Origin of the sequence: Empedobacter sp. UBA6745 (genome assembly GCF_002453775.1) — a bacterium.
GTDB lineage: Bacteria > Bacteroidota > Bacteroidia > Flavobacteriales > Weeksellaceae > Empedobacter > Empedobacter falsenii_C.
This window is the reverse complement of sequence record NZ_DKHL01000007.1, coordinates 62,181-83,570: the sequence shown is the minus strand read 5'-3', so window position 1 is coordinate 83,570 and position 21,390 is coordinate 62,181. Positions and strand designations below refer to the sequence as shown.

The window sequence follows — 21,390 nt, the reverse complement described above, 5'->3', positions numbered from 1 at the left end:
TTTTAGGGTTTGAATAAAAATGGTTTTTCTTCATCAGATTCGATACCTAACGCATCGTAAATAAACTGATAAGTTGACAATAATTTTGGTTCGCCATCTACCACACAAACATCATGTTCGAAGTGAGCCGAATATTTATCATCGCGCGTTGTAACTGTCCAACCATCTGGATGAAAGAAAACTTTTTCAGTTCCCATATTTACCATTGGTTCGATAGCTAACACCATTCCTTCTTCAATTTTTTTACCAGATCCACGACGTCCATAATTCGGAACTTGTGGTTCTTCGTGCATTTTACGACCTAATCCGTGTCCAACTAATTCACGAACGATTCCGTAACCTTCTTTTTCACAATATTGTTGAATTGCAAAACCGATATCACCTACACGATTACCTTTTTTCATTTGTTCAATTCCTTTGAACATCGATTCTTTCGTAATGCGTAATAATTTTTCGGTTTCAGCATCTACTTCACCAACTGCAAATGTATAAGCATGATCACCATAAAAATCATTCATATAAACACCACAATCTACCGAAACAATATCTCCTTCGTTAAGCGGTTCGTCGTTTGGAATTCCATGAACAACTTGTTGATTTGGAGAGATACAAAGGTTTTTAGGGAAATCGTACATTCCTAAAAACGCAGGATATCCACCATTGTCGCGAATAAATTCGCCTCCTAATTTATCTAAATGATTGGTTGTAACACCAGGCACTACTTCTTTGGCTAACATACCCAAGGTTTTTGAAACCAATTGAGCACTTAGGTACATTAGTTCTAATTCTTCTTTACTTTTTAAATGTATCATAATCCGAAAAATCCTCTTTTCTTTTTCTTCTCAGGAGCTTTTTGTCCGTTTGCGTGAACACTTAATTCAATCTTTTTTGTAATGATTTGATAAACGTCACTCCAACCTGGGAAACCTCCTAAATTTCTGTCGTCGATAAAGATATCGGCATTTATTTTTCGACTTTGTGTATTTTTGTCAAAATCTTCTCCGTCAAAACTATTGTTGATGGCATAAAACTCAATACCGTTTTGTTTACAAAACTCAACTGCTTCGTCTAAATATTTACCACTACGATAAGTCCATAAAGTAAGGCGATATCCATCATTTTGTAATTGTTTCAATGTTTCGAAAGCGAAGATTTTAGCTTTTCCAATTTCTGGATATTTATCATCTACTACAGTTCCATCAAAGTCAACAGCAATAATTTTATTAATCATGTTTGTAAGTATTTTAAAGTTATTTAGGTTATTTTTTCTGAACAATAATATTTCCAGTCATTTCGGTTGGAATTTCAATTCCCATCAAAGTTAAGATAGTTGGCGCAATATCTCCAAGTTTACCATGCTCAACATTCCATTCGATATCTTTCTGAGCCAAAATAAATGGAACAGGGTTCGTTGTGTGTTGCGTATTAGGAGATCCGTCTTCATTCATCATAAAATCTGAATTTCCGTGATCGGCCAAAATCACCACATTGTAGCCATGTTCTAAAGCCGCATTTACAATTTTTTCTGCACAAGAATCTACCACTTCAGCAGCTTTTATCGCCGCAGACATTACACCTGTATGACCAACCATATCCGTGTTTGCGAAATTTAAACAAATAAAATCAGCTGATTCTTTTTCAATTTCAGGAACAATAGCATTTGTAATATCGTAAGCTGCCATTTCTGGTTTCAAATCGTAAGTCGCAACATCTCTTGGCGAAGCACATAAAATACGAGATTCACCAACGAAAGGCTCTTCGCGACCACCATTGAAGAAAAATGTTACGTGCGGATATTTTTCAGTTTCAGCAATACGAATTTGCTTGCGACCAGCATTTGCAATAACTTCTCCTAATGTATTCACAATGTTTTTCTCATCAAAAATTACCGCAACTCCAGTATATGTAGCATCATATTCTGTTAATGTGATATATTTTAGATTTAATTTATGCATTCCAAATTCTGGGAAATCATGTTGTGTTAAAACTTCTGTAATTTCACGTCCACGATCAGTTCTGAAATTGAAACAAATCACGACATCATCATTCTCGATTTTAGCTTTTGGCTGACCATTTTCATCCGTTACAATAATCGGTTTGATGAATTCATCTGTCACGCCTTCATTATAAGATGCACGAATTGCTTCTAATGGATTTGTTGTTGTTTCACCAACTGCATTTACCATTGCATCGTATGCTAATTTCACACGTTCCCAACGTTTATCACGATCCATTGCATAATAACGACCAGTTATCGAAGCAATTTCTCCTGTTGATTTTGTCATGTGATTCATCAATTCTGTGATAAATCCTTCACCAGATTTTGGATCGGTATCACGACCATCTGTGAAAGCATGTACAAAAACATTTTGTTGCAAACCTGATTGATTTGCTGCATCCAACAAACCTTTCAAATGATTGATATGCGAGTGTACACCACCATCAGAAACTAAACCGATGAAATGTACTTTTTTGTTATTCTCTAAAGCATATTGAAAAGCATCTTTTAAGATTGGTTCGTTTTGTAATGTTCCGTTTTCAACTGCCATATTGATTCGAACTAAGTTTTGGAAAACCACGCGTCCAGCACCTAAATTCATATGTCCAACTTCCGAATTCCCCATTTGTCCTTCTGGTAAACCAACGGCTAAACCAAACGTATCCAACGTAGAATGTGGAAATTTTTCGAAACAGCTATCTATAAAAGGTGTATTTGCTTGCGCGATTGCAGAAACAGCAGGGTTTGGTCCAATTCCCCATCCGTCCAAAATCATTAATATTGCTTTATTGTTCATTTTTCTTGTAATAATTAAGCCCAAAGATAAGCATTCCTTGGGCTGAAAGTTTATTTTTTGTATGGTTTAATTTGCGACTTCACTGATGAATTTGATACGCATCAAACGTAATTCTTCTTCATCATAATCGTCACCAAATTCATCTAACAATGATGACATTGAGTCAGAATCTGCGTCCATTAAGAATTCATAAATTTCCTCTTGTTGGTCTTCGTCCAAAACTTCGTCAATGTAATAATTGATATTCAATTTTGTTCCTTGATAAACGATACTTTCCATTTCTGAAAGCAAATCGCTCATCGTCATATTTTTTGCTTCCGCAACATCTTCAAGATTTAACTTTCTGTCTGTCGATTGAATGATATAAACTTTGTGACTCGATTTATCCGCAACTTGTTTAATCACCATATCTTCTGGGCGAATAATGTCGTTGTCTTTTACATATTGCGCAATAAAATCTACAAATTCTTTCCCAAATTTTTGAGCTTTTCCTTCTCCAACTCCAAACACATTTGTTAACTCCTTAACGGTTGTTGGATATTGCATTGTCATATCATCTAAACTCGAATCTTGGAAAACTGCAAAAGGTGGAATTTGATGTTTTTTAGAGATTTTTTTACGTAAATCTTTCAATTGTTTCAACAAAACATCATCAAAAGCAATAGGAGCAGAAGACGTTTCTTCTTTATCAAAACTACCTTCTGATAATAATTTTTTGAAATCAATATCTTCGGCAATTTCAAAAGAAGTTGGTTTACTAATGAAATCTTTTCCTGCTTTGGTAATTTTTAAAACACCATACGATTCGATTTCTTTCTCTAATAAATTACGAACAATTAATTGACGTAAAATAGATTTCCAATAATAATCTTCTTTTGCTTTTCCAATTCCGAAGAAATCTTCAGAGCTCAAATTATATGATTTTGTAATCGAAGTTTCTTTACCAACGATAACATTTACAACATCATTTAATTTTAATTTTTGATTTGTTTTCTGAACAACATTTAAGGCAATTACGGCATCATCTTTTGCTTCAATCATTTTTTTAGGATTGCGCATATTGTCGTCCATATTTGCACCTTCACCGTTTTTGTCGTCAAATTCTTCTCCAAAATAATGTAACAAAAATTTACGACGCGACATCGAAGTTTCGGCATACGCCACAACCTCAGAAAGTAATTGCATTCCAACTTCGCGTTCTGCAACAGGTTTACTTGCTAAGAATTTTTCTAACTTTTCGATATCTTTATAATCATAGAAAGCAATACAAATACCTTCACCGCCGTCGCGACCTGCACGACCAGTTTCTTGGTAATAACTTTCTAACGATTTTGGCATATCGTAATGCATCACAAAACGTACATCAGGCTTGTCAATTCCCATTCCGAAAGCAATTGTAGCGACCACGACACTTGCATCTTCCATCAAAAACATATCTTGATGTTTACTACGTGTTTTGGCGTCTAAACCTGCATGGTAAGGAATAGCGTTGATTCCGTTTACTTGTAAAAGTTGGGTAATTTCTTCAACTTTTTTTCGACTCAAGCAATAAATCACACCAGATTTACCATCGTTTTGTTTGATAAATTTGATGATTTGTTTGTCTTGATCAACCTTTGGACGGATTTCGTAAAATAAATTCGTACGATTAAAAGAATCTTTAAAAACTTTGGCGCTTTGCATTCCCAAAGTTTTCTGAATATCTTCTTGTACTTTTGGTGTTGCTGTTGCTGTTAAAGCAATAATTGGCGCATCACCAATTTTGTTGATAATCGCTTTTAGATTACGATATTCTGGTCGAAAATCGTGTCCCCATTCAGAAATACAGTGCGCTTCATCAATCGCAAAAAAAGAAATTTTCACCGATTTAAAGAAATCGATGTATTCTTCTTTTGTCAAAGATTCGGGCGCAACGTACAACATTTTAGTTACTCCATCTTTAATATCTGTCATAACTGTTTTTGTTTCTGACTTATTTAAAGATGAGTTTAATACGTGGGCAATTCCATCATTTTCAGAAATTCCACGTATAGCGTCTACTTGATTCTTCATCAGCGCGATTAAAGGGGATACAATAATCGCAACTCCATCTGACATTAATGCCGGTAATTGATAACATAAAGACTTACCTCCTCCAGTTGGCATCAAAACAAATACATCTTCTTTATTTAGTAAGCTTGTAATGATTTCGTGCTGCTGTCCTTTAAATTGGTCGAAACCAAAATATTTTTTTAGGTAAGATGTTAAGTTTTTCGAAGTGGCTTCCATCTACACAAAAGACTAAAATTAATATTATAAATTAAATAGTTCCTATATTTGATAACTCTTAAATATACACATAAATTTTATATGATTTATATATAATTGAGTGTAAATAAAAAAGGAGAGTAAAAGTACGAAAAATTTTAAAAATAGACAATAGAAATTTTATTGTGGGAAATTCAGAATTAATACAAATAGCGCAAGGTGTTTTTCGAGAAGAAATTCAAGCGCTGGAAGCAATAGCTTCTCGTATTAGCGAGTCTTTTGTTGATGCGGTAAATGCGATATATAACACGAAAGGAAAGTTGGTAGTTGTTGGAGTAGGAAAGAGTGCACATATTGCAAATAAAATTGTAGCAACGTTAAATTCTACCGGAACTCCAAGTCAATTTTTGCATGCGACGGAAGCCATTCATGGCGATTTGGGTCTTGTAAGACCAGAAGATGTAGTGATTTGCATCTCGAAAAGTGGAAATACGCCAGAGATTACTTACTTGGCTCCGATTCTTAAACAATATGCTTCGGTTTTGATTGGATTGACATCAAATTTGAAATCAGAATTAGCAAAAAATTCAGACATTGTTTTGGATGTTAATATTGATAAAGAAGCTTGTCCAGTAAATTTGGCACCAACAACTTCTACAACAGCTCAATTAGTAATGGGTGATGCTTTGGCAGTTGCTTTGATGAAATTGAGAGCATTTACACAAAACGATTTTGCAAAATATCATCCAGGTGGAGCATTAGGGAAACGATTATTGTGGACAGTTGAAAATATTGTCGATCCAGAAAGAAAACCTTTTGTACATCCAGATTCTTCGATTACAGAAGTGATTAATTCATTAACATCAGGTCGTCATGGAATTACAGTTGTGATTGATCATGATAAAATTGTTGGTGTGATAACAGACGGAGATTTGCGCCGAATGTTATTAAATAATGAAACTTTTGCGCATTTAACAGCGAAAAATATTGCTTCAATGAATCCGAAAACAATTCAAAAAACTGAAAAAGCAAGAGAAGCTTTAGCGATTCTTCGTCACAACAGTATTGGACAATTGGTGGTGGTTGATGAAGAAAATCATTATTATGGAATTTTGGATATTCACTCAATTTTAAACGAAGGAATCGAATAAGCGTATGGCAGATAATACAAAATCGAGTATGTCATTTTTGGCTCATATTGGTGAGTTGAGAGGACATTTGGTTCGTTCTATTTTATCAATTGTGATTACATCTATTGCAGTCGCTATTTATTGGGACGAATTGGTGGAACATGTAATTATGGCTCCACTAAAATCAACTTTTCCTACGTTTGATATTTTTAATCAATTTGGTGAATTAACAGGTTTCGGAAAAATTTATACTGAATCATTTGACATTTCGAAAGAATTGACCAATCTTAATCCATCAGGACAGATTACTTCACAGTTTTTTGCAGTAATTGTGTGTGGCGTAATTATCGCAATTCCTTATATTATTTTTGAAATTTGGCGATTTGTAAAACCAGCCTTAAAAGAAGCTGAACGAAAGTATGCAGGATTTACCATCTTTGCTGTTTCGTTTTTCTTTGTGACAGGAGTACTATTTAGCTACTATATGCTGCTACCATTATGTACGCAATTCTTATTTACTTACGATCCTTTTGGTGTAGGAAATACATGGACATTGCCAAGTTATATCGATTTATTTGTTCAATTATTATTATCGATGGGAGTTATGTTTTTGATGCCAGTTTTCGTTTACTTCTTAACGAGTATTGGAATCTTAACACCAAAATTCTTGAAAGAATACCGTAAACACGCATTTATCGTTGTATTAGTGATTGCAGCAGCGATTACTCCAAACGATGTATACAGTATGGTTTTAGTTACAATTCCTCTTTGGTTATTGTACGAACTAAGTGTATTGGTTTCAAATTCAGTTTATAAAAAACAATTGAAAGCGAAAAGTAACGACTTAGTAAAGAATTAACAATGTTATGCTTGCATAATAAAATAAATTAGTTATTTTTACATAAAAGAAAAAGTAAACACAAAATTATGAAGATATTAGTTTGTATTAGTAGTGTACCAGATACTACAGCAAAAATCAACTTCACAGCTGACGGAAAATCATTTGACAAAAATGGCGTTCAGTTCGTTATTAACCCGCACGATGAATTTAGTTTAAACAAAGCAGTAGAGTTACAAGAAAAACAAGGCGCTACTGTTACAATTTTAACTGTTGGAGATGCAACTGTAGATCCAGTTATGCGTAAAGCTTTAGCAATTGGTGCGAATGATGGAATTCGTATTGATGCTGATGCTCGCGATGATTTCTTTGTTGCTACACAAATCGCAAAAGCTGCTAAAGATGGTGGTTTCGATTTAGTATTGACAGGAAAAGAATCAATTGATTATAATGGTGGTTCTGTACCAGGATTAGTTGCAGCAATGTTAGATTATGGTTTTGTAAACGGATGTATCGGTCTTGATGTAGAAGGTTCTTCTGCAAAAGCTGTTCGCGAAATTGACGGAGGAAAAGAAACTGTAGAAGTTGCTTTACCAGCTGTTATCGCAGGACAAAAAGGATTGGTTGACGAAGCTGCATTAAGAATTCCTAACATGCGTGGAATTATGCAAGCGCGTACAAAACAAATCACAGTTGTTGCACCAGAAGCAACAGAAACTAAAGTTGAAGTTGTTGGTTATGTAAAACCTGCTGAAAGAGGTAATGTAACATTAATCGACAAAGACAATGTAGCAGAATTGGTAAGATTATTACACGAAGAAGCTAAAGTAATCTAATTATTCACCTAAAAAGAAATTAAAAAATGGCAATTTTTGTATACGCAGAGTCACACGACGGAAAATATAAAAAAGCAGGATTAGAGGCAGTTTCTTACGCAAAAGCTACAGCTGATGTTGCTGGAGATACTGTTACAGCAATCGTTTTTGGAAATGCTGCTGCTGACGAATTATATAAATATGGAGCATCTAAAGTAGTTAAAGTTGAGAATGCAGCTTTAGCAAAATTTGATGCGAACTCTTACGCAAAAGCTTTGGCTGAAGTTGCTCAAGGAGATGTTGTGGTTTTACCATCAACAAACGAAGGAGCGACTGTAGCACCAGTTTTAGCATACAAAACAGGAGCATCTTTAGTAACAAATGTAGAAAAAGCTCCAACAGCAGTTTCTCCATTCACAGTTGCGCGTAAAGCATTCTCTGGAAAAGGAATTGAAACTGTTGCAGTTTCAGGAAAGGTTGTAGTTACAGTTTTACAAAACGCATTCGGAGCAAAAGAAAATGCAGTTTCAGGTTCAGAAGAATCAGCTTCAGTATCAGTTTCTGATGCAGATGCTAAAGTAAAAGTTGTTTCAACAGAAATGGCTTCTTCTGATAAAATCGATTTGAAAGAAGCGGATATTGTTGTTTCTGCAGGTCGTGGAATGAAAGGTCCTGAAAACTGGGGAATGATCGAAGATTTAGCAAAAGTTTTAGGAGCTGCTACAGCGTCATCTAAACCAGTTGCTGATATCGGTTGGAGACCTCATGCTGAGCACGTAGGACAAACAGGAAAAGCAATTGCGCCAAATTTATATATCGCAGTTGGTATTTCAGGAGCTATTCAGCACTTAGCTGGAGTTAACGGATCTAAAACAATTGTTGTCATCAACAATGATCCAGAAGCGCCTTTTTTCAAAGCAGCAGATTACGGAATCGTAGGAGATGCCTTTGAGATTGTTCCTAAATTAACTGAAGAGTTAAAAAAATATAAAGGTCAAGCTTAATCATTTTAAGATTATAAATTCAATCCGAATCATTTAGGTGGTTCGGATTTTTTTTATTCATTAAAAAAAGATTAAATATTCATCAGTTTTTCATAGATTTACACCCAAATGGACAATTTAATTAGATTAAATATTAAAGGAATTTCTTACAGTCAAACTCAGACTGGCGCATATGCGTTGATTCTTGAGGAAAATGTAGGAGGAAGAAAGTTACCTATTATTATTGGGAGCTTCGAAGCGCAATCAATCGCATTAGCTTTAGAGAAAGATATTAATCCACCTCGTCCATTAACACACGATTTGTTTATTTCATTAGGAAAAGAATTTCAATTGAATGTAGATTCTATTTATATTTATAAATTAGAGGATGGCGTTTTCTATTCGAATATTGTTTTTGTGAATGATGATGGACAACGTGCCGAAATTGATTCGAGAACTTCTGATGCAATTGCGTTGGCTGTTCGTTTCAATGCACCTATCTATGCCTATGATAATGTTGTAGAAAAAGCTGGAATTCATTTGGACGTTATTGAAGAAGAAGAAAATATACGTCGCGCAGCAAATAACTTTGAAGATGATTTGGATATCTTGGCTGGTTTGGAAAATGATTTGTCTGATATCAACGAATATGAAGGTTGGACAAAATCTGAACTTGAAACTGAGATGGAAAAAGCTGTGAAGAATGAAGATTACGAATTGGCAGCTCGCCTTCGTGATCAAATCGATAACATGGGAAACTAATAACTATTTCAAATAATTATGTCTGTAAAGCTTAGACTTACAATCATGAGTTTCCTTGAGTTTGCGGTATGGGGAGCATACCTAACCTCTATGGGAAATTACTTAGGATCAGTTGGCTTAGGTCCAAAAATTGGTCTTTTTTACGCGATGCAAGGTATTGTGTCGATTTTTATGCCCGCAATAATGGGTATTGTAGCGGATAGATGGATTCCTGTACAACGTTTGTTGGGATTGAATCATTTATTAGCTGCGATTTTTATGTTTGCAGCAGGTTATTACGGAATGACAGCTGGAGACAATGTAGATTTCACAACAATCTTCGCACTTTATTCGGTTAGTGTGGCGTTCTTTATGCCAACAATCGCCCTTTCTAACTCAACAGCCTACACAATTTTAAAACAAAATAATTTAGACACAATCAAATCCTTTCCTCCAATCAGAACGTTTGGAACAGTAGGTTTTATTGTAGCCATGTTATTTGTTAATTTTTCTGGCTTTAAAGATGGTGTTTTTGGATTTAACTTTTCAAGTGATCCAACATTCGTAAGTTTTCAATCCAATTACTATCAGTTCTTTGTATCAGGAGTTTTAGGTGTTGTATTATTTTTATACAGCTTCTTATTACCTAATTGTCCAGTTAACAAAAGTTCTGAAAAGCAATCTATTTCTGATGCATTTGGTTTAAAAGCTTTTGCATTATTCAAGGATAGAAAAATGGCAGTTTTCTTTATCTTTTCGATGCTTTTGGGTGTCTCGTTGCAAATTACAAATGGTTATGCAAATCCATTTATCACAACGTTTAAAGATATTCCAGAATATGCCAATACGTGGGGAGCAAGTAATGCAAATGCCTTAATTTCGTTATCTCAAGTTTCAGAAACATTGTGTATTTTATTAATTCCTTTCGTGTTAAAACGATTCGGAATCAAAATAGTAATGTTGATGGCAATGGTAGGTTGGGTCTTACGTTTCGGATTATTTGGATTAGGAGATCCAGGATCTGGCGTTTGGATGTTTATCTTATCAATGATTGTTTACGGAATCGCTTTCGATTTCTTCAACGTATCAGGTTCATTATATGTAGACAAAGAAACAAACGAAGAAATTCGCTCTTCTGCACAAGGAGTTTTCATGATGATGACAAACGGTTTTGGAGCAACTATCGGAATGTTAATTGCGCAATATATCGTGAATCATTTAGTGTATAGTCAAACTGATTTGACATTACAATTAGAAGGATGGAGACATTCTTGGTTCATCTTTGCAGGTTACGCATTAGTCGTTACGGTATTGTTCGCAATTGTATTCAAATACAAACACAATCCAGACGAAGTACAAGGTGTTAAGCACTAAGTTGTTAAATTAATAAAATATAAAAGCAAGAATTTTGGTTCTTGCTTTTTTTATGCTCGTAAGTTTTCTAATTTTCTTTATCTGCTCTTTTATACGTCACAAACGAGTAAGCATATGGATGTTTTTCATCTTTTTTGAAATCTTCTCGTTCTACTTCTTCCCATTCGTCCAAGTCTATTTCTGGGAAATAAGTGTCTCCATCAAATTCGTGATGAACTTCTGTGATGTACAAAATATCAGTAAATTCCATCGCTTGTTTGTAAATATTTCCACCACCGATAATGTAAATATCATCGTCAATTTTTTTCGCAACTTCTATTGCTTTTGGTAAAGAAGACGCAATTTCGATACCTTCTGTATTCCAATTCTGATCTCTTGTCACAACAATATTGGTACGATTTGGTAAAGGTCTACCCAATGATTCGAACGTTTTTCGTCCCATAATAATAGGATGCCCAGAAGTTATACTTTTGAAATGTTTCAGATCATTTGGTAAATGCCAAATCAAATCATTTTTTGCACCAATTACGTTGTTGCTTGCTTTTGCTACTACAATGTTTATCATAAGTTATAAGGTAAAAAAAGCTATCCTCTTGCAAGGATAGCTTAACAAATATAATAATTTTAGTGAATTATTTCATTTTATTTATAGCATCTTGTAATTGCTCCACTTGTTTTGCAATAGTTGCTGATTTAATTGTTTTTGCAGCATTCGTTTTTACTTGCAATGCTTTTTCAGCCATCATTTTCACAGCTTGTCCTGCTTGTGGATTTTGTTCTTTCAAATATGGATAATAACGCGAATATGTTTTAGCAATTTCAGCCGTTGCATCTGGTGTGTCATTGTTCATAATCCAATTGAAAGCTTGTTCAGCAATTTTTCCTTTTTCTGGATCTTGGAATTTTACGAATTCATACATCGCAGCAGATTCCGAAATTAAAGCAGCTTTATCCAATTGATTATTTTTGATCCAAGTCGGAACTAATGCCATTGCTAAATCTGGTGAACCTTTAATCACTTCATTATCAAGATTAGTTGTTAAATCATTAATTTTTGAAGGATTATTTTTTAAGATTCCAGTTAACGAGGCTCCTTGAACACTAAATGAAGGGCTTTTTGAAGCTTTCTCGAAAATTGCTACATCATAAATATTGGCATCATTCAAAGCACTTAAAGCAGCCGCTTGAACCAATGTTTTAGGATTATTAGAAGCCAATTGTTTTAATTTTGATGAAGCTTTATCAACAATCGTTTTTGATTTTGTGTCCAATTTATGAATCGCATAAATTCTTAATCCATCAAATGAATCATCTAAAGCATTAACCAAGGCATCAGCCGCTTTTGGATTAGTTGCTTGCGCATTTGCCATTGCTTCAATCGCTAATAAACGTGTCGTGTAATTTCCTTTTCCAGCTTTGTATTGCGCAATAAAATCTTCAACAGGTTTTTTATCGTCGATATCTGCTAATAAAACTTGATCCGCATTTGGAATAACGACATCAGGTTTTTGGTTTGCTGCAAATTCGAAAACAGTTTCGGCTTGTTTTGGAACCCAAACTTGTTGACGCGTTGTTTTTCCATTTTCGACAATATCAATCGCAAAAGGAAATTCAAATAATTTTGAAGCATCTTGACGAACAACAACTTTTATTTTTTTATTTGCTGAAGAATAATCTGAAACAACTGTTAATTTTGGATGACCATTTTCGTAATACCATTGATTGAAAAACCAATTTAAGTCACGACCAGAAACTTCTTCCAAAGCCAATCGTAATTGAGCAGATTCAGCTTTTCCGTATTCATTATCTTTCAAATATTTGTTCAAACCTTTGAAGAAAGCATCATCTCCTAAGAAGTTTCTCAACATATGTAAGATAATTCCACCTTTGTTGTACGAAACACCATCAAACATGTCTTCGCGAGAATTGTAATGAACTCGAACCAAATTTTTCGTTGGTCCATCGCCTTGTTTATAACCAAACATTTCGTTGTAACGATGCTCATCCGCTTTCTCTTTTCCGTATTTATATTCAAACCATAAATATTCAGAATAATTAGCAAACGATTCATTCACTGTTAAATTTCCCCAACTTTCAGCCGTAACTAAATCTCCAAACCAATGGTGAAATAATTCGTGCGCAATAACATATTCAGCAGTGTTTTCATCGACTAATTGACCAGCTTTTTGCTGAACACCATCATGAAATAAAGAAGCTGTTGTATTTTCCATAGCTCCAGAAACATATTCGCGAGCCGTCATTTGTGCATATTTATCCCAAGGATAAGGATAGTTTAATCTATCAGAAAAGAACTGAATCATTTCTGGTGTATTACCAAAAATTTGCTTTGCAACATCTTTATATTCTGGTTCTACGTAATAATCAACATTGATATTTTTCCATTTATCATTGATGACTGCGTAATCTCCAATCCCGAAAAAGAATAAATATGGCGCATGTTTTTTATCAAATTTCCAATAATCAGTTTTTGTTCCGTCCGAATTTTTCTTCGAAGATTTCATTGTTCCATTTGATAATGAAACATATTTATCAGGATATGTTAACGTGATTTCTTGTGAAGTTTTTTGATTCGTTTTATCAATTGTCGGGAACCAACAAGAAGAAGATTCAGTTTCGCCTTGTGTCCAAATTTGAGTTGGATAATTTGGTCGTTCACCTTTTGCATTGATAAAATAAACACCTTTTGCATCGTTTATGGCCGCACTTCCTTCTTGTTTTACTTCGTTTGGACGCGCTGTATACTTGATGTAAAGTGTATATTCTTGATCTTTTTTGTATTCTTTATCCAAATCGATGACTAATTGTAAATCATCATATTTATAATTTAATTTCCTTTTTGTTGCACCATTTACCAAAGCAACTTCGCTAATCAACATTGCTTTTGCGTCTAATGTAACTTTGTTTGTTGCATAAAAATGTGGTTTCAACGTAATCCAAGCTTCACCTAAAACGTGCTCTTTTGCATAATCAAATTTAAGATCTAATTTGGTATGAACAAGATTGTTGATTCGTTCTGCTTCCGCACGATAAATATCTAATTTATTCGTTTGGTTTTCGTTGTAACTCGGTGGTGGCGTCATTACTTGCGCATAAGTAAGACTTGATATAATAAAGGCTGATGAAAGCCAAAGAATGCGTTTTTTCATTGTAAAATTTTATTTCTATTGGTTGATAATTTTTTCGAAAAGTTACAAAAAAAGCCTCCAATTTGGAGACTTTAAGTGTATTTTATGATTAAACCGCTACAATTCCTTTTATATGCGGATGAGCTTGATAATTTTCTAATTCGAAATCTTCGTATGTAAAATCAAAAATGTCTTTTACATTCGGATTGATTTTCATTGTTGGTAATGGAAAAGGTTCGCGCGTTAATTGTAATTCAACTTGTTCGAAATGATTTTTGTAAATGTGCGCATCTCCAAACGTATGAACAAAATTGCCAACTTCTAACTCACAAACTTGCGCAACCATCATCTGTAATAATGCGTACGACGCAATATTGAATGGAACACCTAAGAAAATATCTGCACTACGTTGGTACAATTGCAACGATAATTTTCCATCATTCACATAAAACTGAAAAAATGCGTGACAAGGCGCTAAAGCCATTTGATCTAATTCACCAACATTCCAAGCAGAAACTATTATTCTACGCGAATCTGGATTATTTTTTATTTGATCAATCGCAACTTTAATTTGGTCAACAACTTCTCCATTTGGTTTTCCCCATGAACGCCATTGATGTCCATAAACAGGACCTAAATCACCATTTTGATCGGCCCATTCGTTCCAAATTCTAACGCCGTTATCTGTTAAATATTTGATATTTGTATCACCTTTCAAAAACCACAACAATTCGTAGATAATCGATTTTAAATGTAATTTTTTAGTCGTCACCAAAGGGAAGCCTTCCGACAAATCGAAACGCATTTGGTAACCAAAAATACTTTTCGTTCCCGTTCCTGTTCTGTCTTCTTTAAAAGCGCCTTCTGCCAAAACCTTTTTACATAAATCGTGATATTGTTGCATTTTGAGTATATTTAACCTTTCAAATTTAGTAAATTTTTTAGAATGAAAATTAGTTTAATTCTTACAATTTTAGTGCTTTTTATGTTTTTTGCTTCATATAGCAAATCAGATTTTGGACGAAAAATTGCGCAACATTTTTATTTTCAAACCTTATTTAATGTTGTTTTGGTGGTTGTTTTTGTGTCAAAAATCATTCATCTCAAACTAAATTTAATCTCAATGATTTCGCTAATTGTCATTGGTTGCATGTTGTATATGAGCTTTCCAAATTATTTGCAACAATTGAGAAGAAGGATTGGTAAATAGTTACGTATAATTTTTTTATCTTTGCACTTATGAAAAACGAAGCAGGAATTTTTGGTTTAAGACCAGTAATAGAAGCGATTGAAGCAGGGAAAACAATCGACAAAATTTTTATTCAAAAAGGTTTACAAGGAGAAATTTTTTCAGAATTGAGAAAATTAATCACTGAATATGAAATTCCTGTAAGTTATGTGCCTTTAGAAAAACTAAATCGTTTTACTGGAAAAAATCATCAAGGTGTTTACGCATTCGTTTCTCCAATCGAATTTGATTCAATCGAAAATGTATTACCTCAAATTTGGGAACAAGGAAAAACGCCTTTTATTTTGATTTTAGATCGTGTTTCTGATGTTCGTAATTTTGGTGCGATCGCTCGTACAGCAGAATGTGTTGGTGTTGACGCGATTATTATTCCAGCAAAAGGTTCGGCTTCTGTAAATGCAGATGCGATCAAAACTTCGACAGGGGCGTTGTATAATATTCCGGTTTGTAAAGAAGGAAATTTAGTGAATGTTATTAAATATTTACAATCGGCTGGAATCTCAATTTTTAGTGCTTCTGAAAAATCAGCAGAATTTATTTATGATGCAGATTTCTCTGTTCCTGCAGCTATTGTGATGGGAAGTGAGGAAGATGGTGTTTCGGATTCTATTATTAAAATTTCGGATAAAATTATTAAATTGCCTATGGCTGGACAAACTGCTTCATTGAATGTTTCGGTTGCGGCTGGAGCGATTTTGTACGAAGCTGTTCGCCAAAGAATGTTACAAGATTTATTTTAAAAACATATAACGATGACCTATTCTACTTTTATTGGATTTTTGTTGATTGCGATTAGTATTGCAATGTATTATTTTACGAATTTGGATATTTCGAGATTATTTTCGGATAAAGAATTTTTGGTAGGAATTACTGGAGGTGCTGGTATCGGATTTATTTTGGGAGGATTTTTAGGCTGGCTTTATAAATACAAAGCGGTGAATAAAGCAAATGCAGAGATTGCAAACGAAGAAAAACGTAAAGTTGCAGAACAAAAAGCACAAGAAGCTGCTGCAAAAGAGCAAGCAAAATTGGATGCACAACAAGAAAAAGATGAATCAGGTTTATTGTAAAATATAAATTAGATAAAATAAAAAAACGGTCGAAAATTAATTTTCGACCGTTTTTTTATATTGTATTTCTTGGTAATAAAAACAAGGAACTAAAATCAATAAAAACATAGGCTGAATGAGAAATCTTCTCACATAAAAGAAAATCATTTCGCCTGATGAAAATTGTGTCGAAATCAAATAATTATAGATTGGTAAAAGAACGATTAATCCAATAATCATGATAATGATAGAGAATTTAACGTAAATTTTTTTCCAGAAAATAAACCAAATAATTAATACAGTTAATAATGTATTGATAAGATAACGAACTGTCAAACTAGCGCTCAATTTTGGTAAATCAATTTCTGGGAATTTTGAATGACCAACAAAATGAAAGTATTTTATGAAAGGATCATAAAATAAAACATCTTCAAATTTTCGGACTAATATCAATCCAAAAACAAGTAAAACTGCAATTGCATAACGTAAATATTTATTTAGCATTTTGCTTATTGTATTTTGTTACAAAAAATTTGATCCAAACAATCCAAAGAATCACGATTGAACCATAAATAATTGCAGGGAATAGATAATCGTGCGCCATTTTACCATATTCTGCGTGGTATCTAAAAATATAATTTAACAACATAATTCTCGAAATATTCATCACAAAAAGAATTGCTAAACCAGACAAAATAAACAAAAAAGTTTGTTTGAAATTCGTGTAAAAAGCAACGATAAACGCTATGAAAATTATCAAAATAGAAATCGCATTACAACCTTCATTTACAATAGACGCGACTTGTCCGTCCATTACCAAACGCATCCAAGGTTGGTTTTCTGCAATATTAGAAAAAGTAAAAAAACCACATTTGTTCAAACCAAAAGCTGTTACATCAGATGTTAATTTTGTAAATGGATCAGGGGTATTGTGCGGTAAATATTGATCCAAATACAATTTATAAGCTAAACTTAAAATAATGTAAGTTCCTAAAAAACGTGCAAGGAATAACAATAAAGGTTTAAATTCTTTCATTTGGTTAAAAAATCTTGAACAAATATAAATGAAAAACGTCAACTTTTGATTAAGTTATGATTAATCAATAAATTTGCTTTTTTAGAAGTAACAAAATGCAAGATTTACATAAACGCGTGGATGTCATAATTGATAGCGCAATTTCTACGGAAGATAGATTACAAAAGATTTGTCAATTGTTGAGTGACGAAGTTGAATACTATAATTGGGTGGGATTTTATTTCAAGAATGGAGATAAAAATGAACTAAAACTTGGACCTTATGTTGGTGCAGCTACCGATCATACAATAATTCCTTATGGTAAAGGAATTTGTGGGCAAGTGGCAGAATCTAACGAAACTTTTGTTGTGCCAGACGTTTATGCACAAGATAATTATTTGGCTTGTTCAATAGAAACGAAAGCTGAAATTGTTGTTCCAATTTTCAAAAATGGAGAAAATATTGGTCAAATTGATATCGATTCGCACAAAATTAATCCGTTTACAGAAGACGATACAAAGTTGTTAGATTACGTTTGTCAGCGAGTTTCAGAAATTATTTAAGCAATGATTGATTTAATTTTAAAATATTTTCCTGACTTAACGGAAAAACAAATTGAGCAATTTTCGAAAGTTGGTGATTTGTACAAAGAATGGAACGATCAAATCAATGTTGTTTCTCGAAAAGATATCGACGAAATTTATACGAATCATATTTTACATTCGTTAGCGATTGCAAAAGTGATGGAGTTTACAGACGGTTCTTCTGTTCTTGATGTAGGAACTGGAGGAGGTTTACCAGGAATTCCGTTGGCAATTTTGTTTCCGAATGTTCAGTTTCATTTGGTAGATTCTATCGGGAAAAAAATCAAGGTTGTAAAAGGTGTGGCTGATGGTTTAGGTTTGACGAATGTAAAAGCGGAACAAAAGCGTGCCGAAGAGTTAACAGATAAATACGATTTTGTTGTTTCTCGTGCGGTAACTGCGATGCCAAGATTTGCGGAATGGATTCGTGGAAAATTCAAAAAAGAAGGGATTAATCCTTTTCCAAATGGTTTGTTGTACCTAAAAGGAGGCGATTTGACAGAAGAATTAGCAGGTTTTCCGAATGCAGTTTTATTTGATATTCAAAACTTTTTTGACGAAGATTTTTTCGAAACGAAAAAAGTCGTTTACTTAGAAAAGAAAGATATTTAGTTTATAGAAATTATATACTTGAAAACCGAAGTCAATTCGATTTCGGTTTTTTATTTTAACAATTATTGAATTAATCCAAAAAATGAATCTTTAAAACGTTATTTTATCCAATACTTTAAGTTCTTTTTAAGAGGTTTTCTCGTCAAAATTGACTATATTTGTTTGTTTTAAAAAGTTAGAGACATATTATGAGTAATAACACATATACGGCGGATAATATCCAAGCGTTAGAAGGAATGGAGCACGTACGTCTTCGTCCATCGATGTACATTGGAGACGTCGGAGTTAGAGGATTACACCATTTAGTTTACGAGGTTGTTGATAACTCTATTGATGAAGCTTTAGCAGGATACTGTGATACAATCAAGGTAACAATTTTAGAAGGAAACTCGATTCGTGTCGAAGATAACGGACGTGGTATTCCTGTCGACTTACATAAAAAAGAAGGAAAATCTGCATTAGAAGTTGTAATGACGAAAATTGGTGCAGGTGGTAAGTTTGATAAAGATACGTACAAAGTTTCTGGAGGTTTGCACGGTGTTGGAGTTTCGTGTGTTAATGCACTTTCTAACCATTTATCGGCAGAAGTTTTCAAGAACGGAAAACAATATATTCAGGAATATTCGAAAGGGAAACCTTTGTACGATGTAAAAGAAGTTGGAACGACTGATAAAAGTGGTACAACAGTAACTTTTACGCCAGATGATACAATTTTCCAAGAAGTACAAACATATAACTATTCTACTTTAGCAAATCGTTTGCGTGAGTTAGCTTTCTTGAACAAAGGAATCAATATTGTATTGGTTGATGAACGCGAAAAAGATGCTGAAGGAAATCCTGTTACAGAAACTTTTCATTCTGAAGAAGGATTAAAAGAATTTGTTGAGTTTATTGATGGTAGCCGCGAATCTATCATGGACAAAGTAATCTTTATGGAAGGAGAACGTGATGGAATTCCAGTTGAGGTTGCAATGCGATACAATACATCGTATAACGAAAATGTACATTCGTATGTAAATAATATCAATACACATGAAGGTGGAACACATTTATCTGGTTTCCGTCGTGCGTTGACACGTACATTGAAAAAATATGCAGAAGAAAACTTTAATCTTGCAAAAGAAAAAGTTGAAATCGTTGGTGATGATTTCCGTGAAGGATTAACAGCGGTAATTTCGGTAAAAGTAATGGAGCCTCAATTTGAAGGACAAACGAAAACGAAATTAGGAAACTCTGAAGTTTCTCCTGCGGTTGATAAAATCGTAGCAGAAATGTTAACGAATTTCTTAGAAGAAAATCCAACAGAAGCAAAACAAATTGTTGATAAAGTAATTTTAGCAGCAAAAGCTCGTCAGGCAGCGAAGAAAGCTCGTGAAATGGTACAACGCAAAAACCCAATGGGAGGAAGTGGATTGCCAGGAAAATTAGCGGATTGTTCTTCTCGTAAACCAGAAGAGTCTGAGTTATTCTTAGTCGAGGGAGATTCTGCCGGAGGAACGGCAAAACAAGGTCGTGATCGTCATTTTCAAGCAATTTTACCATTACGTGGTAAAATCTTAAATGTTGAAAAAGCGATGGCGCACAAAGTTTTGGATAACGAAGAGATTAAAAATATATATACAGCTTTAGGTGTAACAATTGGAACTGAAGAAGATTCGAAAGCGCTTAATATTTCGAAATTGCGTTATCATAAAGTTGTGATTATGACCGATGCCGATGTCGACGGTTCTCACATCGCGACATTAATTTTGACATTCTTCTTCCGTTACATGAAAGAATTGATTGAGCAAGGACATATTTATATTGCAACGCCACCTTTATATTTAATCAAAAAAGGAGCGAAAGCAGAATATGCTTGGGATGAAAAAGATCGTGAACGTTTAACTGCAGAATTTTCTACAGATGGTTCTGGTAAAGGAGTTACAATTCAACGATACAAAGGTCTTGGGGAAATGAACGCAGAGCAATTATGGGATACAACTCTTAATCCAGAGCACAGAACGTTGCGTAAAGTAACGATTGACAATGCTACAGAAGCAGATCGCGTGTTCTCTATGTTGATGGGTGATGATGTACCGCCTCGTCGTGAATTTATCGAGAAGAATGCACATTATGCAAAAATTGATGTTTAATCAGTTTTAGAAATTTATAATAACAAAAAATCCAGCTTTTCAGCTGGATTTTTTTTGTTGTATTTTATTTTATCCCAAATTGTTGAACCATCCAATGCTCAGAATGATTTTTAACTAAGTCATTTTTTATTTTCTCATCTTTTGATGATAAGTATTTATAGACTTTTAAAGGTATAGAATTTGGAAAACTTTTAAGACTTGATTAAATTAAATTTGCAGATTCTTTTGATTGGTTATCTAAGCTTAAAGCTTCAATATTATAAATTAATACAATAACAGGAATGTCACTATAGGTGTTTTTAATTTCTTCTTGTAAATCATTTATTAACTCTAATTGAAATTTTGAATCAGGTATACTTCCATTAGCAACAGCATCACTTATATTATTTTGATATGCTATAAACATATCCAAAATTTGTTTGTTCTTTGAATCTTTATTCGCATAAAAATCGGTAATTTTCTTAAGTGTTTCAGGCTTTATACCACCTGCGTCAGATTGTAGCATCTCGTCATAAAAGTTGTTGAGAAGATTGTAAACAGTTTTATCATTCTTATCGATTTTAGAATCCTTTTTTAATTCTTTAATAAAACTATTATATGCTTCAGTTTTTTGTGCAATTAAATTTGATGATATAATTATAAAGAAAATGATAACTATTTTTTTCATGTTTAGTTAAATT

22 protein-coding genes are annotated in these 21,390 nt (G+C 33.6%); 12 read left to right on the top strand and 10 right to left on the bottom strand.

What is annotated here, in order from left to right; genetic code table 11:
- Positions 1-2: 2 nt before the first annotated feature.
- From map to recQ, 4 genes are all read right to left on the bottom strand, one after another.
- Entirely contained in the window at positions 3-812 is an 810-nt protein-coding gene (gene map / locus B4H69_RS02815) for a type I methionyl aminopeptidase (RefSeq protein WP_038332603.1), read from the bottom strand.
- Positions 809-1,231, bottom strand: coding sequence for a BT0820 family HAD-type phosphatase (locus tag B4H69_RS02810; protein WP_280045217.1), 423 nt, complete (start codon positions 1,229-1,231; stop codon positions 809-811). Before B4H69_RS02810 ends, map begins: the two co-directional genes overlap by 4 nt.
- Before the next feature lie 28 nt (positions 1,232-1,259).
- Complete coding sequence (gpmI, locus tag B4H69_RS02805) at positions 1,260-2,795, bottom strand: 2,3-bisphosphoglycerate-independent phosphoglycerate mutase (RefSeq protein ID WP_280045218.1); 1,536 nt, start codon at positions 2,793-2,795, stop codon at positions 1,260-1,262.
- Between the two features lie 66 nt (positions 2,796-2,861).
- On the bottom strand, positions 2,862-5,063 hold the full coding sequence (gene recQ, locus B4H69_RS02800; protein WP_280045219.1) for a DNA helicase RecQ: 2,202 nt from the start codon (positions 5,061-5,063) through the stop codon (positions 2,862-2,864).
- A 164-nt stretch (positions 5,064-5,227) separates the two neighbouring features.
- Between recQ and B4H69_RS02795 the strand changes: the two genes are divergently transcribed.
- From B4H69_RS02795 to B4H69_RS02770, 6 genes are all read left to right on the top strand, one after another.
- Entirely contained in the window at positions 5,228-6,193 is a 966-nt protein-coding gene (locus tag B4H69_RS02795) for a KpsF/GutQ family sugar-phosphate isomerase (RefSeq protein ID WP_180905210.1), read from the top strand.
- A gap of 4 nt (positions 6,194-6,197) precedes the next feature.
- Positions 6,198-7,031 carry a twin-arginine translocase subunit TatC gene (tatC, locus tag B4H69_RS02790; protein ID WP_280062104.1) on the top strand — a complete coding sequence of 278 codons (834 nt, stop codon included), beginning with the start codon at positions 6,198-6,200 and terminating at the stop codon, positions 7,029-7,031.
- Between the two features lie 68 nt (positions 7,032-7,099).
- On the top strand, positions 7,100-7,846 hold the full coding sequence (locus B4H69_RS02785) for an electron transfer flavoprotein subunit beta/FixA family protein (protein WP_038332616.1): 747 nt from the start codon (positions 7,100-7,102) through the stop codon (positions 7,844-7,846).
- Positions 7,847-7,872: 26 nt separating this feature from the next.
- Positions 7,873-8,829, top strand: coding sequence for an electron transfer flavoprotein subunit alpha/FixB family protein (locus tag B4H69_RS02780; RefSeq protein WP_038332619.1), 957 nt, complete (start codon positions 7,873-7,875; stop codon positions 8,827-8,829).
- 108 nt (positions 8,830-8,937) lie between these two features.
- Positions 8,938-9,570, top strand: coding sequence for a bifunctional nuclease family protein (locus B4H69_RS02775; protein WP_038332620.1), 633 nt, complete (start codon positions 8,938-8,940; stop codon positions 9,568-9,570).
- Between the two features lie 18 nt (positions 9,571-9,588).
- Positions 9,589-10,923: an MFS transporter gene (locus B4H69_RS02770; protein WP_038332622.1), complete on the top strand. Its 1,335-nt coding sequence runs from the start codon at positions 9,589-9,591 to the stop codon at positions 10,921-10,923.
- A gap of 67 nt (positions 10,924-10,990) precedes the next feature.
- Here B4H69_RS02770 and B4H69_RS02765 read toward each other — a convergent pair whose 3' ends face one another.
- From B4H69_RS02765 to B4H69_RS02755, 3 genes are all read right to left on the bottom strand, one after another.
- Complete coding sequence (locus B4H69_RS02765) at positions 10,991-11,488, bottom strand: dihydrofolate reductase (protein WP_291092645.1); 498 nt, start codon at positions 11,486-11,488, stop codon at positions 10,991-10,993.
- 67 nt (positions 11,489-11,555) lie between these two features.
- Positions 11,556-14,090, bottom strand: a complete 2,535-nt coding sequence (locus B4H69_RS02760; RefSeq protein ID WP_291092642.1) for a M1 family metallopeptidase — start codon at positions 14,088-14,090, stop codon at positions 11,556-11,558.
- An 88-nt stretch (positions 14,091-14,178) separates the two neighbouring features.
- Positions 14,179-14,973 carry a thymidylate synthase gene (locus B4H69_RS02755; RefSeq protein ID WP_291092640.1) on the bottom strand — a complete coding sequence of 265 codons (795 nt, stop codon included), beginning with the start codon at positions 14,971-14,973 and terminating at the stop codon, positions 14,179-14,181.
- 42 nt (positions 14,974-15,015) lie between these two features.
- Here B4H69_RS02755 and B4H69_RS02750 point away from each other — a divergent pair, with 42 nt between their 5' ends.
- Genes B4H69_RS02750 through B4H69_RS02740 form a run of 3 tightly spaced genes read left to right on the top strand, consistent with a single transcriptional unit; the run spans position 15,016 to position 16,388 of the window.
- A complete protein-coding gene (locus tag B4H69_RS02750) occupies positions 15,016-15,279 on the top strand; it encodes a hypothetical protein (protein ID WP_038332632.1) in 264 nt (87 codons plus the stop codon).
- Positions 15,280-15,308: 29 nt separating this feature from the next.
- Entirely contained in the window at positions 15,309-16,058 is a 750-nt protein-coding gene (gene rlmB / locus B4H69_RS02745; RefSeq protein WP_038332636.1) for a 23S rRNA (guanosine(2251)-2'-O)-methyltransferase RlmB, read from the top strand.
- Between the two features lie 12 nt (positions 16,059-16,070).
- Positions 16,071-16,388, top strand: a complete 318-nt coding sequence (locus tag B4H69_RS02740) for a hypothetical protein (RefSeq protein WP_038332637.1) — start codon at positions 16,071-16,073, stop codon at positions 16,386-16,388.
- 36 nt (positions 16,389-16,424) lie between these two features.
- On the opposite strand, the gene B4H69_RS02735 is transcribed toward B4H69_RS02740, so the two are convergent.
- Positions 16,425-16,871 carry an exosortase F system-associated membrane protein gene (locus B4H69_RS02735; RefSeq protein WP_180905206.1) on the bottom strand — a complete coding sequence of 149 codons (447 nt, stop codon included), beginning with the start codon at positions 16,869-16,871 and terminating at the stop codon, positions 16,425-16,427.
- Positions 16,861-17,403 (bottom strand): exosortase family protein XrtF, encoded by a 543-nt coding sequence (gene xrtF, locus B4H69_RS02730; RefSeq protein ID WP_180905205.1) that lies wholly within the window; start codon positions 17,401-17,403, stop codon positions 16,861-16,863. Before xrtF ends, B4H69_RS02735 begins: the two co-directional genes overlap by 11 nt.
- Before the next feature lie 95 nt (positions 17,404-17,498).
- On the opposite strand from xrtF, the gene B4H69_RS02725 reads away from it, so the two are divergent.
- From B4H69_RS02725 to gyrB, 3 genes are all read left to right on the top strand, one after another.
- Positions 17,499-17,945, top strand: coding sequence for a GAF domain-containing protein (locus B4H69_RS02725; RefSeq protein ID WP_038332644.1), 447 nt, complete (start codon positions 17,499-17,501; stop codon positions 17,943-17,945).
- Between the two features lie 6 nt (positions 17,946-17,951).
- Positions 17,952-18,578 carry a 16S rRNA (guanine(527)-N(7))-methyltransferase RsmG gene (gene rsmG / locus B4H69_RS02720; RefSeq protein WP_280062133.1) on the top strand — a complete coding sequence of 209 codons (627 nt, stop codon included), beginning with the start codon at positions 17,952-17,954 and terminating at the stop codon, positions 18,576-18,578.
- Between the two features lie 188 nt (positions 18,579-18,766).
- The gene (gyrB, locus tag B4H69_RS02715) at positions 18,767-20,710 is read left to right on the top strand and encodes a DNA topoisomerase (ATP-hydrolyzing) subunit B (RefSeq protein WP_038332647.1); all 1,944 of its coding nucleotides are present in this window, start codon (positions 18,767-18,769) and stop codon (positions 20,708-20,710) included.
- Positions 20,711-20,912: 202 nt separating this feature from the next.
- On the opposite strand, the gene B4H69_RS02710 is transcribed toward gyrB, so the two are convergent.
- Positions 20,913-21,377 carry a hypothetical protein gene (locus B4H69_RS02710; protein ID WP_291092636.1) on the bottom strand — a complete coding sequence of 155 codons (465 nt, stop codon included), beginning with the start codon at positions 21,375-21,377 and terminating at the stop codon, positions 20,913-20,915.
- Positions 21,378-21,390 lie beyond the last annotated feature (13 nt).